Origin of the sequence: Microbacterium saccharophilum (assembly GCF_007992455.1) — a bacterium.
GTDB classification, from domain to species: Bacteria; Actinomycetota; Actinomycetes; order Actinomycetales; family Microbacteriaceae; genus Microbacterium; species Microbacterium saccharophilum.
On sequence record NZ_BKAH01000003.1, the window covers coordinates 239,633 to 254,364 of the forward strand.

At 72.6% G+C, this 14,732-nt stretch carries 10 protein-coding genes; all 10 read right to left on the reverse strand.

Annotation, left to right across the window (positions count from 1 at the left end; translation table 11 throughout):
• Positions 1–56 precede the first annotated feature (56 nt).
• Positions 57–1,217 (reverse strand): acylneuraminate cytidylyltransferase, encoded by a 1,161-nt coding sequence (locus MSA03_RS04970; RefSeq protein WP_147049878.1) that lies wholly within the window; start codon positions 1,215–1,217, stop codon positions 57–59.
• Entirely contained in the window at positions 1,214–2,581 is a 1,368-nt protein-coding gene (locus MSA03_RS04975; protein ID WP_147049879.1) for a polysialyltransferase family glycosyltransferase, read from the reverse strand. Before MSA03_RS04975 ends, MSA03_RS04970 begins: the two co-directional genes overlap by 4 nt.
• Positions 2,578–3,555, reverse strand: coding sequence for a glycosyltransferase family 2 protein (locus MSA03_RS04980; protein ID WP_147049880.1), 978 nt, complete (start codon positions 3,553–3,555; stop codon positions 2,578–2,580). Before MSA03_RS04980 ends, MSA03_RS04975 begins: the two co-directional genes overlap by 4 nt.
• A gap of 107 nt (positions 3,556–3,662) precedes the next feature.
• On the reverse strand, positions 3,663–5,315 hold the full coding sequence (locus MSA03_RS04985; RefSeq protein ID WP_147049881.1) for an ABC transporter ATP-binding protein: 1,653 nt from the start codon (positions 5,313–5,315) through the stop codon (positions 3,663–3,665).
• Complete coding sequence (locus tag MSA03_RS04990) at positions 5,315–6,313, reverse strand: ABC transporter permease (protein ID WP_147049882.1); 999 nt, start codon at positions 6,311–6,313, stop codon at positions 5,315–5,317. The genes MSA03_RS04985 and MSA03_RS04990 overlap by 1 nt, the downstream gene beginning before the upstream one ends.
• Before the next feature lie 2 nt (positions 6,314–6,315).
• Complete coding sequence (locus tag MSA03_RS04995) at positions 6,316–7,404, reverse strand: ABC transporter permease (protein ID WP_147049883.1); 1,089 nt, start codon at positions 7,402–7,404, stop codon at positions 6,316–6,318.
• A 101-nt stretch (positions 7,405–7,505) separates the two neighbouring features.
• A complete protein-coding gene (locus MSA03_RS05000; RefSeq protein ID WP_147049884.1) occupies positions 7,506–9,140 on the reverse strand; it encodes an ABC transporter substrate-binding protein in 1,635 nt (544 codons plus the stop codon).
• 153 nt (positions 9,141–9,293) lie between these two features.
• Positions 9,294–11,468 (reverse strand): 4-alpha-glucanotransferase, encoded by a 2,175-nt coding sequence (gene malQ / locus MSA03_RS05005; RefSeq protein WP_147049885.1) that lies wholly within the window; start codon positions 11,466–11,468, stop codon positions 9,294–9,296.
• A 237-nt stretch (positions 11,469–11,705) separates the two neighbouring features.
• Positions 11,706–13,133: a CCA tRNA nucleotidyltransferase gene (locus MSA03_RS05010; protein ID WP_147049886.1), complete on the reverse strand. Its 1,428-nt coding sequence runs from the start codon at positions 13,131–13,133 to the stop codon at positions 11,706–11,708.
• A gap of 26 nt (positions 13,134–13,159) precedes the next feature.
• Positions 13,160–14,683, reverse strand: coding sequence for a DUF7059 domain-containing protein (locus MSA03_RS05015; protein ID WP_244946324.1), 1,524 nt, complete (start codon positions 14,681–14,683; stop codon positions 13,160–13,162).
• Positions 14,684–14,732: the final 49 nt, after the last annotated feature.

Here is a 14,732-nt window from a genome sequence, read left to right on the forward strand (position 1 = left end):
TCGCGCGTCGTGAACTGCCCGTGAACCCGGGGTGGCGGGCGCGGGGCGTTCCCCTGTCAGGCGCGCAACACGCGATCGGCGAGCTCCCGGACGGCGCCGTGGCCCCCCGCCCGGTCCAGCACGACGCGCGCGGCCGCGCGGACGGCGGGGTGGGCATCGGCGACGGCGATGGGCCACCCGACGATCGCCATGACCCCGAGGTCGTTGACGTCGTTGCCGAGATACGCGATGCGCTCGCACGGGATGCCGCTGTCCGCGGCCCACCCCGCGAGCGCGGCCGCCTTGTCCTCGACGCCGTGCAGCACCGGAACGCCGAGCTTGTCGGCACGGGCCCGGACGACGGGGTGCACCTCGGTGGAGAGGATGAGCACGGGCACCCCGGCACGTCGCAGCAGGGCGACACCCATCCCGTCGGACCGGCTGACCCGCACGGCCTCCCCACCCTCTGCGTCGACCCAGGCGGAGTCATCGGTGTGGACGCCGTCGAAGTCGGTGACGACGGCGTCCACCGGGATTCGGCCGCGCGGGGCGACGAGCGGGGCGAGCGTCGTCGCGACGGCGAGCTGCTCGGCATCGTCGATCTCGATCGCCGTCGCCTCGGGCACCTCGATGATCGCCGTGCGCCCGAAGAAGCGGTGGCCCGCGGCGCGGAAGCCGGCGGCGTCGAAGACGTAGAAACCACCCGTCTCGACGTGGTGAGGGGCACGGTCCTGCCGCCGCGGCCGATAGGCGGGGTCGTGGTTCACGCCCGTCGCCGCGCCGTCCTCACCCCGCTCCCAGAGGAAGCCGTAGGTCGCGTAGGCCGAGAACGCGCTGTCGTAACCGCCGCCGCTCACCGCGTCGACGCCGCGGTCGATGCCCTCACTCGGGATGAAGGGGGACGTCGCCTGGAGGAAGACGACCGTGTGCGGGCGGATGCCGTCGCGCTCCAGGACGTCGAGTGCGTGCCGCACGGCCGTCTCCGACGACGCCGTGTCACCGGCGAGCTCCGCGGGCCGGTGGACCACGCGCACCCCGGCGCCCTCCGCCACCGCCGCGATCTCCGGATCGTCGGTGGACACCACGACGAGGTCGACCCGCTCCGCCGCGTGCGCGGCGCCGATCGCGCGGACGACGAGGGGCACGCCCCCCACGCGGCGCAGGTTCTTTCGCGGGACGCCCTTCGACCCGCCGCGTGCGGGGATCACCGCGACCACGCCGACCTCGCCGCCTCTCATCGACCCTCCAGCGCCTTCCAGGCGCGGGCCGCGCGCCGGAGCGCGCCGCGCGCTATGAGGCGCACCTGCTCGAAGCGCCCCGCGACGCCGCTGCGGGTGAGCAGGCGGGCGAGCGGTCCCGGGCGGCGTCCGCCCGGGAGGCGCAGCTGCGTGAGCCGCCGGGCGCCGACGTACCGGTCGCGCTCGTCCGGGTCGGCGCCGGCGAGGAAGGACGCGGCTCGCCCCCGTAGCTGCGCGGCGGTCTGCGGCTGCATGGTGTGGCCCACGGTGTCCAGGAGGTGCTGAAGTCGCGCGGGCGATGTGTAGGGAGAGCCCGGCCGCGTGAGCGCGTCGACGATCGTGACGGGGATGCGGTTGCCGTTCTCGTAGGGATGGAGTCGGCGCAGCAGCAGCTCGGTGCCGGCGGACGCGATGGGTGTCCCGAACAGGGCGCGGACCGTGGGCAGCGCCGTCGAGAACCCCGCGACGACGCCGACGGTGCGGAGGCGGGCCGCCACGATCTCCGCCGGCACCTCGCCGTCGTACGTGGCCACCTCGAGGCCGTGGGCGCGTGCGCGGCGCGCGACCGCGTCGGTGATCGCCGGCGGCGCGGACGGGTGCGGCTTGAAGACGATGCGGCGGGGCGACCACTCGAGCGCGCGGTCGACCATCTCCGCCTGCAGCGCCTGCTCCTCGTCGGCCGAGACCAGGCCGAGGTGGGCGAGGTACTGGCCGAGGATCAGGACGGTGGGGGCGGCGGATGCGGCCAGGTCGTCGAGGCCGGGATCCTCTGCCGCCCCCGCGACCTCCTCCACGATCGAGCGGAACCGGTCGACGGGCACCGGCAGCCGGGGAGCGCCCGTCTCCGCGAACAGGAGCGGCTCCACGCCGGGCACGACGTCGGCGTAGGCGACCCCGAGCACGCGGTCGGCGAAGGCCGCCGGCATCCGGTCGCGGATGGGCGAGTACGTCATGAGGCCGTCGCCGACGATCGTGATCGGCGCACCCGGGAAGACGGCGGCGAGCGTCCGGGAGGGCGGCACCTGCGGGCTCTGCAGGAAGAGCTCGAGGGACGAGCCGTCGTCGATGCCCCACGCGCGGCGGAGCAGCCGCTCGAGCATAGGCAGGTCGTCGGCCGCGGGCTGCCACTGCACCGGCGGGGTCGGCGCGACGAGCGCGTTGAGCGACTCGACGCGGTCGAAGCGGCGGAGGACCCCCTGCAGCTGCCGCGACTCCGCGATCCCCGTGGTCGTCTCGGGCACGATCGCCGCGTTGACGGCGAGCAGGATGCGATCGCCGGACGGTTCGGGGAAGAGACCGGCATCCATCGCGGCGGCTGCCGTCATGGCCCCGTACGCGGAGTTGAGGACGAAGACCTGGGTCATGCGCGGCGCACCTCGCGGACGCTGCGGGCGAGCAGCCTGCGCCGGCGGTCGGACATGCCGGCGAGGGCATGATCCAGGATGTCGGCGGGCACGGGGCGCAGCAGGTCGCGGATGCCGTCGCGGAGCTGGGCGCGGGTGCCCGGCGCCATGGCACGCGAGCGGGAGAGGTGGTGCGCGCAGACGGCCAGTGTCGTCGCCACGATCTTCGGGAGGAAGCGGGCTGCCTCCCGGTCCGCTTCGACGGCGCCCAGCGCCTCCGAGAACGCCGGGATGAAGTCCAGCTGCCGCCGGTCGAGCACCTGCGTCAGCGAGCCGGGGAGTCCGCGCCGGTACAGCAGCGCGGGCGCGTCGACGACCGCGAACGACGCCGCGCCGAGATGCAGCCCCCAGATCCACGGTCGGTCCTCGGCCGTGAAGAGCCCCTCCGAGAAGGTGGCCAGTCCGGCGTCATGCACCCGCCGATGGAACATGCCAGCCCACGCATACGGGTAGTCGACCATCGTCGTCTCGTCCGGGGGAAGGATGGCGTCGCGGGGGGAGACGCTCGTGCCGCGCCACGCGAACGGTGCGCGGACGAGCTGCCGCCGTCCCTCGGTGACGGTCACGTGGTCGGTGCGGACGAAATCGCATGCGAGCTCGCGCATCGCGGCCGTGAGGCTCTGCAGTCGCAGCGGCTGCATCCAGTCGTCGCCGTCGACGAAGCAGAAGAACTCGCCCTCGACGCGCTGCAGGCCCTGGTTCCGCGCCGACGCCAAGCCGACCGGGGTCGCGTTGCGCAGCACCTCGACGTGCTCCAGTCGCTCCCCGAAGTGCCGCATCTGCGCGCCGGTGTCGTCGCTCGAGCCGTCGTCGATCGCGACGACCTTGAGGAGCGCAGGGTCGTCGAACTGACGGGAGAGGGTCGTGAGGGTCGTCCCGATGTGGGCACCCGCATCCTTCGCCGGCAGGATGACGGTCACGAGGGGCTTGGGCACCCGCCGATGCTCGCAAGCCGGGATGACGCCGAGGTGGCGCGCCGATGAACGCGTGGCGCGCGCCGGCGGGCGCGCGCCGCGCTCGTCCGGTCAGAGGGACCGGAGCGTCATCCCTCCCGTGCGGCCGCGCGGCGCGCGGCCTGCTCGACGGGATCGGGCACCGGCAGCGAGGCGATGAGCCGCTTCGTGTAATCGTCCTGCGGGTCGCCGAGCACCTGGGCCGTCGGACCCTCCTCCGCGATGCGGCCGCGGTGCAGCACGACGACGCGGTGCGCCAGCAGGTCGACGACGGCGAGGTCGTGCGTGATGAACAGCGTGGCGAACCCGAACCGCTCCTGCAGCTCGCCGAACAGATCGAGGACGCGCGCCTGGACCGAGACGTCGAGGGCGCTCGTCGGCTCGTCGGCGATGAGCAGCTTCGGGTCGAGCGCGAGCGCCCGGGCGAGGGACGCACGCTGACGCTGGCCGCCGGACAGCTCGTGCGGGAATCGGTCCCCGAACGCCTTGGGCAGCTGGACGGCCTCGAGAAGCTCGTCGACCTTGTCGCGGGCATCGGACGCGCGGCGCGCAGAGCCATGCACGACGAGCGGCTCGGCGACGCACTCCGCAACGGTGAGCAGCGGGTTGAAGCTCGTCGCCGGATCCTGGAAGACGAACCCGAGATCCTTGCGGAGCTTGCGGAACTCGCGCTCCTTGATGCCGTTCATCTCCGCGCCGAGCACGCGCAGCGAGCCCCCCGACACCGGCGCGAGCCCGGCGATCGCGCGGCCGATCGTGGTCTTGCCCGAACCGCTCTCGCCGACGAGGCCCAGCACCTCCCCGGGTCCGATCCGGAAGTTCACCCCGTCGACGGCGCGGAACGCGGGGGTGCCGAGACGCCCCGGATACTCGATGATGAGGCCCTCGGCCTGCACGACGGCCTCGCCGGCCACGCCGGCGGGCGGCGTCCGGTCGACGATCTCCAGGCGCGGCACGGCGGCCAGCAGCCGCTGGGTGTACTCGTGCTGCGGCGCGGCGAAGAGCTCCCGGGCGGGGGCGCTCTCGACGATCTCGCCGTTGAGCATCACGGCGACCCGGTCGGCGAGGTCGGCGACGACACCCATGTTGTGGGTGATGAGGACGATGGCCGTCCCGAAGTCGTCGCGGAGGCGGCGCAGCAGCTCGAGGATCTCCGCCTGCACCGTGACGTCGAGCGCGGTGGTCGGCTCGTCGGCGAGGATCACGGCCGGTTCGAGCGCCAGCGCCATCGCGATGACGATGCGCTGCTTCTGGCCGCCGGAGAACTGGTGCGGATAGTGGCCCACGCGATGTTCGGGATCCGGGATGCCGACGAGTCGCAGCATCTCGATGGCCCGGGCACGGGCCGCCTTCTTCGAGATCTTCTGGTGCGCGCGCAGTCCCTCCGCAAGCTGCCAGCCCACCGTGAAGACGGGGTTCAGCGCCGTGGACGGCTCCTGGAAGATCATCGCCGCCTTGGTGCCGCGCACCTGACGCAGCTGCTCCCGGCCCATGCTGACGACGTCGACGCCGTCGAGGATGACGGCGCCGCTCGCGGTCGCGGTCTCGGGCAGGAGCCCGAGGATCGAGCGCGCCGTCACGGTCTTGCCGCTGCCGGACTCGCCGACGATCGCGAGCACCTCACCGCGGCGCACCTCGAGCGACACGTCGCGAACGGCGAAGACGTCGCCGCCGTCGGTGGCGAACGTCACATCGAGGTCGCGGATCTCCACGACGCGGTCCGACGGATCTGCGATGGTCATCACTGCACCTCCCCGAGCTCTTCGCGGGCCGTGGGCACGGTGGCCGCGACGGCGTCGCCCGGGGTCCGGCTCTTGCCGGCACGCCGACGCGCGCGCAGGCGCGGATCGGCGAGGTCGTTGAGGCTCTCGCCGATGAGCGTGACCCCGAGCACCGTGAAGACGATCGCGAGGCCCGGGGGGATGGAGGTCCACCAGATGCCGGCCGCGACGTCGCTGATCGAGCGGTTGAGGTCGAAGCCCCACTCGGCCGCCTTCGTCGGCTCGATGCCGAAGCCGAGGAAGCCGAGGGCGGCGAGCGTCGAGATGGCCTCGGACGCGTTCAGCGTCACGACGAGCGGCAGCGTCCGTGTCGCGTTGCGGAGCACGTGACGGAACATGATGCGGCCGGTCGAGGCGCCGATGACCTTCGCCGATTCGACGAACGCCTCGGACTTCACCCGCACGACCTCCGCACGGACGACGCGGAAGTACTGCGGGATGAACACGACGGTGATCGACACCGCCGCCGCCATGACGCCGGACCACAGATCGGACTGGCCGCCGCTGATGGCGATCGCGACGACGATCGCGAGCAGCAGGGTCGGGAAGGCGTAGATCGCGTCGGCGATCACGACGAGCACGCGGTCGACCCAGCCGCCGAGATAGCCGGAGACGAGCCCGAGGAGGATGCCGATGAAGACCGAGAGGAGCACGGCGATCACGACGACGAGCAGCGCCGTCTGCGAGCCCCAGACCACGCGGGAGAACACGTCGAACCCGCCGACGGTCGTGCCCAGCAGATGGTCGGCGCTCGGCGGCTGCTGAGCGCCGAAGTTCACGCCGTCCGCGCCGCGCAGCTGGCTGTAGCTGTACGGGGCGATCCACGGCGCCAGGGCGGCGCAGAGGAGGAAGACGAGGGTCATGATGAGACCCGCGACGAGCATGCCGCGCTGGAGTCCGACGCTCTGCCGGAGCTGGTGGACGACCGGCAGGCGATCGAGGAGCGTGCGCTCGGCCATCGTCAGTACCTCACCCTCGGGTCGATGAACGCCGCGATGATGTCGACGAGGAAGTTGGTGGCGGCCACGATGATCGCGATCATCGCGACGATGCCCTGCACGGCGACGTAGTCGCGAGCGGCGAGGTAGTGGGTCAGCTGCGACCCGAGTCCGTTCCACTCGAACGTCGTCTCGGTCAGCACGGCCCCGCCGAGCATGAGGGCGATCTGCATGCCGATGACCGTGATGATCGGGATGAGGGCCGGCCGGTACGCGTGCTTGCGGACGAGGCGGAACTCCCCGACGCCGCGCGAGCGGGCGGCATCCACGAACGGCATGTTGTAGGTCCCGATGACGTTCGTGCGGACCAGCCGCAGGAAGATCCCCGCCGTGACCAGTCCGAGCGTCACGGCCGGGAGGACGGCGTGCTCGATGACGTCCTGGACGTAGGCGCCGTTGCCCGTCGCGAGGGCGTCGATGAGGTAGATGCCGGTGCCGTCGCCGCGGTTGAGGGCGATGCCGGTCCGCGCGTCGGCGCGGCCGCTGACGGGGAGCCAGCCCAGCCACACCGAGAAGACGAGCTTCCCGACGAGGCCGGCGAAGAACACGGGCGTCGCGTAGAAGAGGATGGCGGCGACGCGCAGCACCGCGTCCGGCCAGCGGTCACGGAGCGCGGAAGCGACCATGCCGAGCGGGATCCCGACGATGAGGGCCACCACGAGGGCGTAGACGACGAGTTCGAACGTGGCGGTGCCGTAGGTGATGAGGACTTCGCCGACCGGCCGGTTGTCGGTGAGCGTCGTGCCGAAGTTGCCGGTGAAGATCTGACCCAGGTACTCGAGGTACTGCACGATGATCGGGCGGTCGTAGCCCGCCTCGGCGATGCGCTCGGCGAGCTGGTCGGCGGGCAGGCGTCCGCCGAGCGCGGCCGTGATGGGGTCGCCGGTCAGTCGGAGGAGGAAGAAGACGAGGGTGACGAGGATGAACACCGTCGGGATCATCAGCAGGAACCGCACCAGCACATAGCGGCCGAAGGAGCCGCCGCTCTTACGGGATGCGGCGAGAGCTGCGGGCGGTTGGTCGACCGGTGCCGCGGCGAGGTCGATCGTCATGGAGAGAGCCTAACTGTGGGCCGGGCGGAGCCCGGGTCGTGCGGACGGAAAGGCGGTGGGGCGGCCCGACCTGCGGACCGCCCCACCGGTGCTCATTCCGTCTACTTCGTGATCGGGGCGAACCGGAGCTTGAACGACGCGTCGAGGAGTACGCCCTCGACGTCGGCTCCGGTCACCGCGACCTGGGCGCCCTGCAGCAGCGGGACGGTGGACAGGTCGCCGGCGACGAGCTCCTGGATCTGCTCGATCATCCCGGTGCGGGTGTCGACATCCGGCTCCACGGCCTGCTCGAGGATCAGGTCGTTGACCTCGGGGTTGTCGTAGTGGTTGCCGAGGAAGTTCTCCTTGAGGAAGAACGGCGTCAGGTAGTTGTCCGCGTCGGAGTAGTCCGGGAACCAGCCGAGCTGGTACGCCGGGTAGACGTCGGCCGTGCGGTCCTTGGAGTACTGGACCCACTCGGTGGACTTCAGGTCGACCTCGAACAGGCCGTCGGCCTCGAGCTGCTCCTTCACGAGCGCGTACTCGTCACCCGAGGAGGGACCGTAGTGGTCGGGGCTGTACTGCAGGCTGAGCTTGACCGGCGTGGTCACGCCCGCAGCCTCCAGCGTGGCCTTCGCCTTCGCGGCATCCGGACCGCCGTCGCCGTCGCCGTACAGGCCCTTCAGCGCGTCGGTCGCGCCGGCGAAGCCCTCCGGGACGTAGGAGTACAGCGGCGTGTAGGTGCCCTTGTAGACCTGCTCCGAGATCGCCTCGCGGTCGACCAGGTCCGCCACGGCCTGACGGACGGCGAGAGCCTTCGCGGGGTCCGCCTCGCTCGTGCCGGCGCCGTACGGCTGCGTGTTGAAGTTGAACACGATGTAGCGGATCTCGCCGCCGGGGCCGTCGACGACCTTGACGCTGTCGCGACCCTTCAGGTCCTCGACGTCGGTCGCGGACAGGCTGCGGTACGCCACGTCGATGTCGCCCTCCTGCACGGCGAGCTTCAGGTTCGACGACTCCCCGTAGTAGCTGAGGATGACGCCGCCGTTGACGGGCGCGTCGAGGAGGCCCTGGTACTCCTCGTTCGGCGTGAACTCGACGGTCTTGTTGAAGTCCCACGAGGTGATCGTGTAGGGACCGCCGAAGGCGTTGGCGTCGACGATGTCGGCGTCGGGGGTCAGCGCGTCGGCCGCGAAGACCTCGTCATCGACGATGGCGCCCGGGAAGCTCGTCAGGATGAACGGGAAGACCTGGTCGTTCTCCGTCTTGAGCTTGAAGACGACGGTCGTGTCGTCCGGGGTCTCGACGCTGTCGAGGTTGTAGAGGAGGCTCGACGCGCCGTTCGGGTCGGCGATGGCGACGTTGCGGTCGAAGGAGAACTTCACGTCGGCCGACGTCAGGTCGTTGCCGTTGGCCCACTTCAGACCGGCCGGCAGCGTCACGGTGTACTCGGTCGGGGAGGTGAACTCCGCCGACTCGGCGAGGTCGGGCACGACCTCGGTGCTGTTGTAGTCGGTGTTGACCAGGTACGGGAAGACCTGGGTCTGCACGGCGAGCGAGCCGTTGTCGTAGGAGCCGGCCGGGTCGAGGGTCGTGACCTTGTCGGTCGTGCCGACGATGATGGGCTCGGCCGACGACGCGTCGTCGCCGTTGTTCTGGGCGCCGCCGCCGGCGCAGCCGGCCAGGAGGAGCGCCGAGACGCCGAGCGCCCCGATGGCGAGGCCGGCGCGGCCCCGCGTGCTGTGGTGCAGTGACATGTGTACCTCTGCTGTGTCGATGACGGTCCCGTCGGCAGACGGGTCCAACTCGCTATCTTTCACCCGACCCGGCCGCAAATCGTGCCTCGCGCCCAATTCGTAACGAGACTGAAACCCGGGGGCCGCGGCACCGCGTGCCGCCGGGGCGGCCGATCAGGCGCGCAGCGCGTCGTCGACCGCGGCCGTGAGGGACAGGAACCGCTCGTTGTGCGCGAGGTCCTCGACGAGCACCGCCCGCCCGTCGCCGTCGGCGAGCGGGATCTGCCAGTTCGGATACTCCTTGTCGGTCCCGGGCTGGTTCTGGACGCGGCGCTCGCCCACGGCATCCACGAGGGCGACGCCGAGCAGCAGCGACGGCGATGCCGTGATGAGGACGTTCAGCGCCTCGATGACCTCCTGCTCGGTCGGCTCTGCCCCGATGAGGCCGCGCTCGCGGAGGAGCCGCAGCATCGCGCCCCGTTCCGCCGCGGCGTCGGCGAGCGCGTCCTCGACGGACTGCTCGAGCAGGCCCAGGCGCGCGCGCAGCGCGACGTGCTCGTCGGCGAGGTAGCCGGCGGTGGGGGGCAGGTCGTGCGTGTTGACGGTCGCGAGGAGCTCCCGCCGCCAGCGCTCGGGCGGCCGGGGACCGTCCTCCTCCTGCTCGAACCACAGGACGCTGGTGCCGAGAATGCCGCGGGCCGACAGGTAGTCGCGCACCCACGGCTCGACGTTGCCGAGGTCCTCGCCGATGAGGACGGCCCCCGCGCGGTGCGCCTCGAGGGCGAGCACGCCGATCATCGCCTCGTGGTCGTACCGGACGTAGGTCCCGGCGCCCGCGCCCAGCCCGGTCGGGATCCACCACAGCCGGAAGAGCCCGATCACGTGGTCGATGCGCAGCGCCCCGGCATGCCGGAGGAGGGTCCGGATCATGTCGCGCAGCGGCGCATACCCGGCGCGGGCGAGGGCCGGCGGCAGCCAGGGCGGCTGGTTCCAGTCCTGTCCCTGCTGGTTGTACATGTCGGGGGGCGCCCCGACGGTGATGCCCTGGGCGTACATGTCGCGCAGCGACCAGGCATCCGACCCCTTGGTGTGCACGCCCACGGCGAGGTCGTGCATGACGCCGATCCGCATGCCGGATGCCGTCGCGGCGGCCTGCGCCGCGGCGACCTGCTCGTCGGCGATCCACTGCAGCCAGGCGTGGAAGTCGACCCGGTCCGCGAGCGGCGTACGCAGCTCGGCGACGAGCGGCGAGGAGATGTCCCACGCCGCCGCGGGGCGCTCGGCGCCGGCGGGGAGCGTGTCGGCGAAGTGCTCTTCGAGCGCGCACCAGAGGGCGAAGTCCTGCAGGGGCTGCCCCTCGCGCCGGAGGAACGCGTCGAGCTCTGCCTGGCGTGCCGCAGAGCGCGGCGCGGCATGGATGAGGGCGAGCGCGGCGCGCTTCGCGGTCCAGACGGCGTCGCGATCGATGCGCCGGGGGTCGGTGTCGCTCGCCGCGACCGGCGTGCGCGCGTCGTCCACGACGGCCCGGTCCGCGGGGGCCAGGTACGCCGCCTCGCGGACGTCCTCGGGCCGCACATACAGCGGCGCGAGGAAGCGACGGGTGGCCGGCAGGTACGGCGACGGCTCGATCGGGACCGTGACCTCGGCCGCGTGGATCGGGTTCACGAGGAGGAAGTCGGCGCCGCGGCGCCCGGCGATCGCCGCGAGATCGGCGAGATCGGCGAAGTCGCCCATGCCCCACGAGTCCTGCGAGCGCACCGAGTACAGCTGGGCCATGAGGCCCCAGCCGCGGCCACCGCGCCCCGGGCGGCTCGGCGGCTCCGGGAGCCGGTTCGGGGTGACGACGAACACGCAGGATGCCGTGCGGTCGACCTCGCCGCCGCCGAACGGCCGCTGCCAGGCGTGCAGCGTGTGCCAGCCGAGCGGCAGGTCGCCGGGGAGCGGCACCTGCACCCGCCACACCGTCGTGCCGTCGATCTCGCGCGACTCGGCCTGCTGGTCGGGGATGGACAGGTCGCGCCATGAGCCGTCCTCCAGCGCGACGCTGAGCGTCACGTCGTGCCCGTCCGCGACGTGCACCGCGATGGTGCCCCCTTCCTGGCGCACGACCGCGGAGGGCGGCAGCAGGCCGCGCCACGGCTCGGCTCGCACGGCGGCGAGCGCGTCGTCGATGTCGGCGTCGGTCAGCGGATCGACGCCCATCGCGCGCAGCACGGCGCGGAGCGTCGCGGCGGGCACGGTGACCTGTTCGCCGAAGAACGACCAGTACTGCGTCGCGACGCCGTGCGCCTCGGCGAGCGCCGTCAGCGCGGGGCTCGGTCGGTCGGGGGATGCAGGGTTGTCGCTCATGGTCGTCCCTTCCGCGGCTGCTCCTCATCCTGCCAGGACGCCGCCGCCGGCGGCGAGGCGCCCGGCCGTGAGTACCGCGCGCCGTGCCGGCCGTCGCCGCCCACGGGCGCCCCGCGCACAGCGAACCGCAGGATCGAGTGTGACGGGTGAGGCCCACGAGGCTCAGGAGTCCCACGGGTCACAGTCCATCCTGCAGTTCGCACCGCGCGGGCGCGGCGCATGCGGGACGACGTGCCGTCAGGCGCGGGTCGCCCACCAGGCGCGCAGGCGCTGCTCCGCGGCCTCCGGGCCGATGACGCCCTCGTCGAGGCGCACATCGAGGAGGAACCGGTACGCCTGACCCACTTCGGGGCCGGGTGGGATGCCGAGGATCTCCTGGATGCGGTTGCCGTCGAGCTCGGGCCGCATCGCCTGGAGCTCCTCCTGCTCGGCGAGCTCCGCGATCCGCCGCTCGATGTCGTCGTACGCCGACGCCAGTCGCGCGGCCTTGCGGCGGTTGCGCGTCGTGACGTCGGCGCGGGTCAGGATGTGCAGTCGCTCGAGCTCGGGCCCCGCGTCACGGACGTACCGGCGGACGGCCGAGTCGGTCCAGGCGCCCTCCGCGTAGCCGAAGAACCTCAGGTGCTGCTCGATGAGCTGCGTCACCGAGGAGATCGTGTCGCCGTCGAAGCGCAGGGCCTGCAGGCGCTTGCGCGCCATCCGCGCGCCCTTCACGTCGTGGTGGTGGAAGCTGACGCCGCCGGCGGGCTCCAGCTTCCGGGTCGCCGGCTTGCCGATGTCGTGCAGGAGCGCGGCGAGGCGGAGCGTGACGTCGGGGGCCGCCCCGGGGTTCCGCTCGCGCTCCAGGTCGATGGCCTGGCGCAGCACCGTGAGGGAGTGCTCGTACACGTCCTTGTGATGGTGGTGCTCGTCGACCTCGAGGCGCAGCGCCGGCACCTCGGGGAGGAACAGCTCGATGAGACCCGTCTCGACGAGGATCCGGATGCCGCGATCCGGCGCATCGGTCTGCAGCAGCTTGACGAGCTCGCCCTGGATGCGCTCCGGGCTGACGATCACGAGCGTCTCGCGCAGGCGCTCGACCGCCTCGAGCACCTCCGGCGCGGGGTCGAAGCCGAGCTGGGCCGCGAAGCGCGCGGCGCGGAGCATCCGCAGCGGATCGTCGCCGAAGCTCACGGCCGGGTCGACGGGTGTCCGCAGCGTCCCGGCGACGAGGTCCTCCACGCCGCCGGCGGGGTCGACGAGGGCGGGCCCGGGCACGCGGAGCGCCATCGCGTTGACGGTGAAGTCCCGGCGGCGGAGGTCGTCCTCGAGCGTGTCGCCGAACTCGACGGTGGGTTTGCGGGTGACGCCGTCGTAGCTGTCGGCGCGATACGTCGTGATCTCGACCTGCTCGCCGCGGACCCGCGCGCCGATGGTGCCGAAGGCGCGACCGATGTCCCAGTGCGCGCTCGCGAGGGGCTTCACGATCCGCAGGATGTCGTCGGGCCGCGCGTCGGTCGTGAAGTCGAGGTCGTTCGTCAGACGTCCGAGCAGCGCGTCGCGCACCGGACCGCCCACGACGGCGAGTTCGAAACCGGCGGTCGCGAAGGCCTCGCCGAGGCTCGCCACGACGGGCGAAGCGGCCAGGGCGCCCAGACGCGCGAGTCCCTCGGCCATGTTGAGCATGCGTTCGAGCCTACCGGCGGGCGCCATCACCCCCAGGCGAGGAACCCGGTGAACAGGAGCTCCCGCACCCGCGGCAGGAGGTCGGCGGACAGCGCCGCGGCATCCGCCTCGAGGAGGTCGGCGATCGCGGAGATGAGCACCCCCACCGGCAGGTCGCCGTCGCACGCGCCCACGAGCGCGGCGAGGGCGGGGTCGACCTGCACCGTGCGGGCGAAGCCGCCGCCCTGCCGCAACTCGATGACGCTCGGCGCCTCCGCTCCCGGCAGGTGATGCCGCGCCTCGGTGACGTCGTCGGCGACGGTGAGCACGGCGCGGGCGAGCGCCTCGTCGTCGGTGCGCGCGAGACGGTCCCAGGCGGTGAGCGCCGCGCCCTGATGGATGCCCAGGGCGTCCCCGACGCCCTGCGTGATCCGCTCGTACCGCGCGAGGGTCGGCTCGTCCTCCGCCCGGCGCAGCAGGAGATACCCGAACCCGATGGCCGTCACCTCGCGATCCGCGAAATCGGCCAGCCATGCCTCGACGAGCCGGGCGTACGCCGGAGAACCGGGCGCCGTGCCGCCGTCGCGCACCCACAGCTCCGCATAGGCGAGGGGATCGAGGAGCTCCCGCTCCACGACCCAGGCGTCCAGCGGCACGGGCGAGGCCGCGACCCACTCCCGCACGCGGTCGAGACCGTCGGCGCCCGTCCGGTACTCCCAGTTGCCGAGCAGCTGCGCGGTGCCGCCGAGTGCGAGCACCTGCCCGACGCCGCGCACGAACGCCGCGACGAGATCGTCTCCGGCCATGCCGCCGTCACGGTACTCGTACTCCGGAACGCCCTCGACGCGCGGGGTGATGACGAACGGCGGGTTGGAGACCACCCGGTCGAACAGCTCGCCGGCGACCGGCTCGAAGAGGCTGCCGAGACGCACCTCGATGCCGTCGACGTCGTTGAGGAGGGCGTTGAGGGCCGTGAACGCCAGGGCGCGCGCCGAGACGTCGGTCGCCACGACCCGGTCGACCGTGCGGCGCGCGCGCAGCGCCTGGATGCCGCATCCCGTGCCGACATCCAGCGCGAGCCCCGCGTGACCGGGCAGCTGCAGGCCGGCGAGCGTGAGCGATGCTCCGCCGACGCCCAGCACGTGGCCGGTCGGCAGGGCCCCGCCGATCGCAGCTTCGTCGAGGTCGCTCGCGATCCACCACTGCCCCGCGCCGCGCGCGTCGGCGAAGTCCTGCGGGCGTACGAGCGCCGTCGCGCGCACGGTGTCGCCGTCCCGGTCGGCGAGACCCAGCGCGGCGAGTCCCTCCGCGCCGAGCGACGGCAGGGCGGCGTCCACCGCCGCCCTCGGGGCGGGAGCGCCGAGGAAGAGCAGGCGGCACAGCACGGCGAGGGCATCCGTGCGCTCGCCCAGGGCGGCGAGCGCGGGCCCGTGCAGGCCGTGGCCGATCGCCTCGTCGGCGAGCGACCCCCACGCGCCGCGGACGGCGTCGGCGGTGTATCCCGCGGACGTCAGGTCCGCCCGCAATGCGGCGACGAGGGCGGGATGGGGAGTCGCGGGTGCAGAGGTCACCGGTCCATTCAATCGCGTCGATCCGGCTCCGCGCGGCCCGTCACGGGGA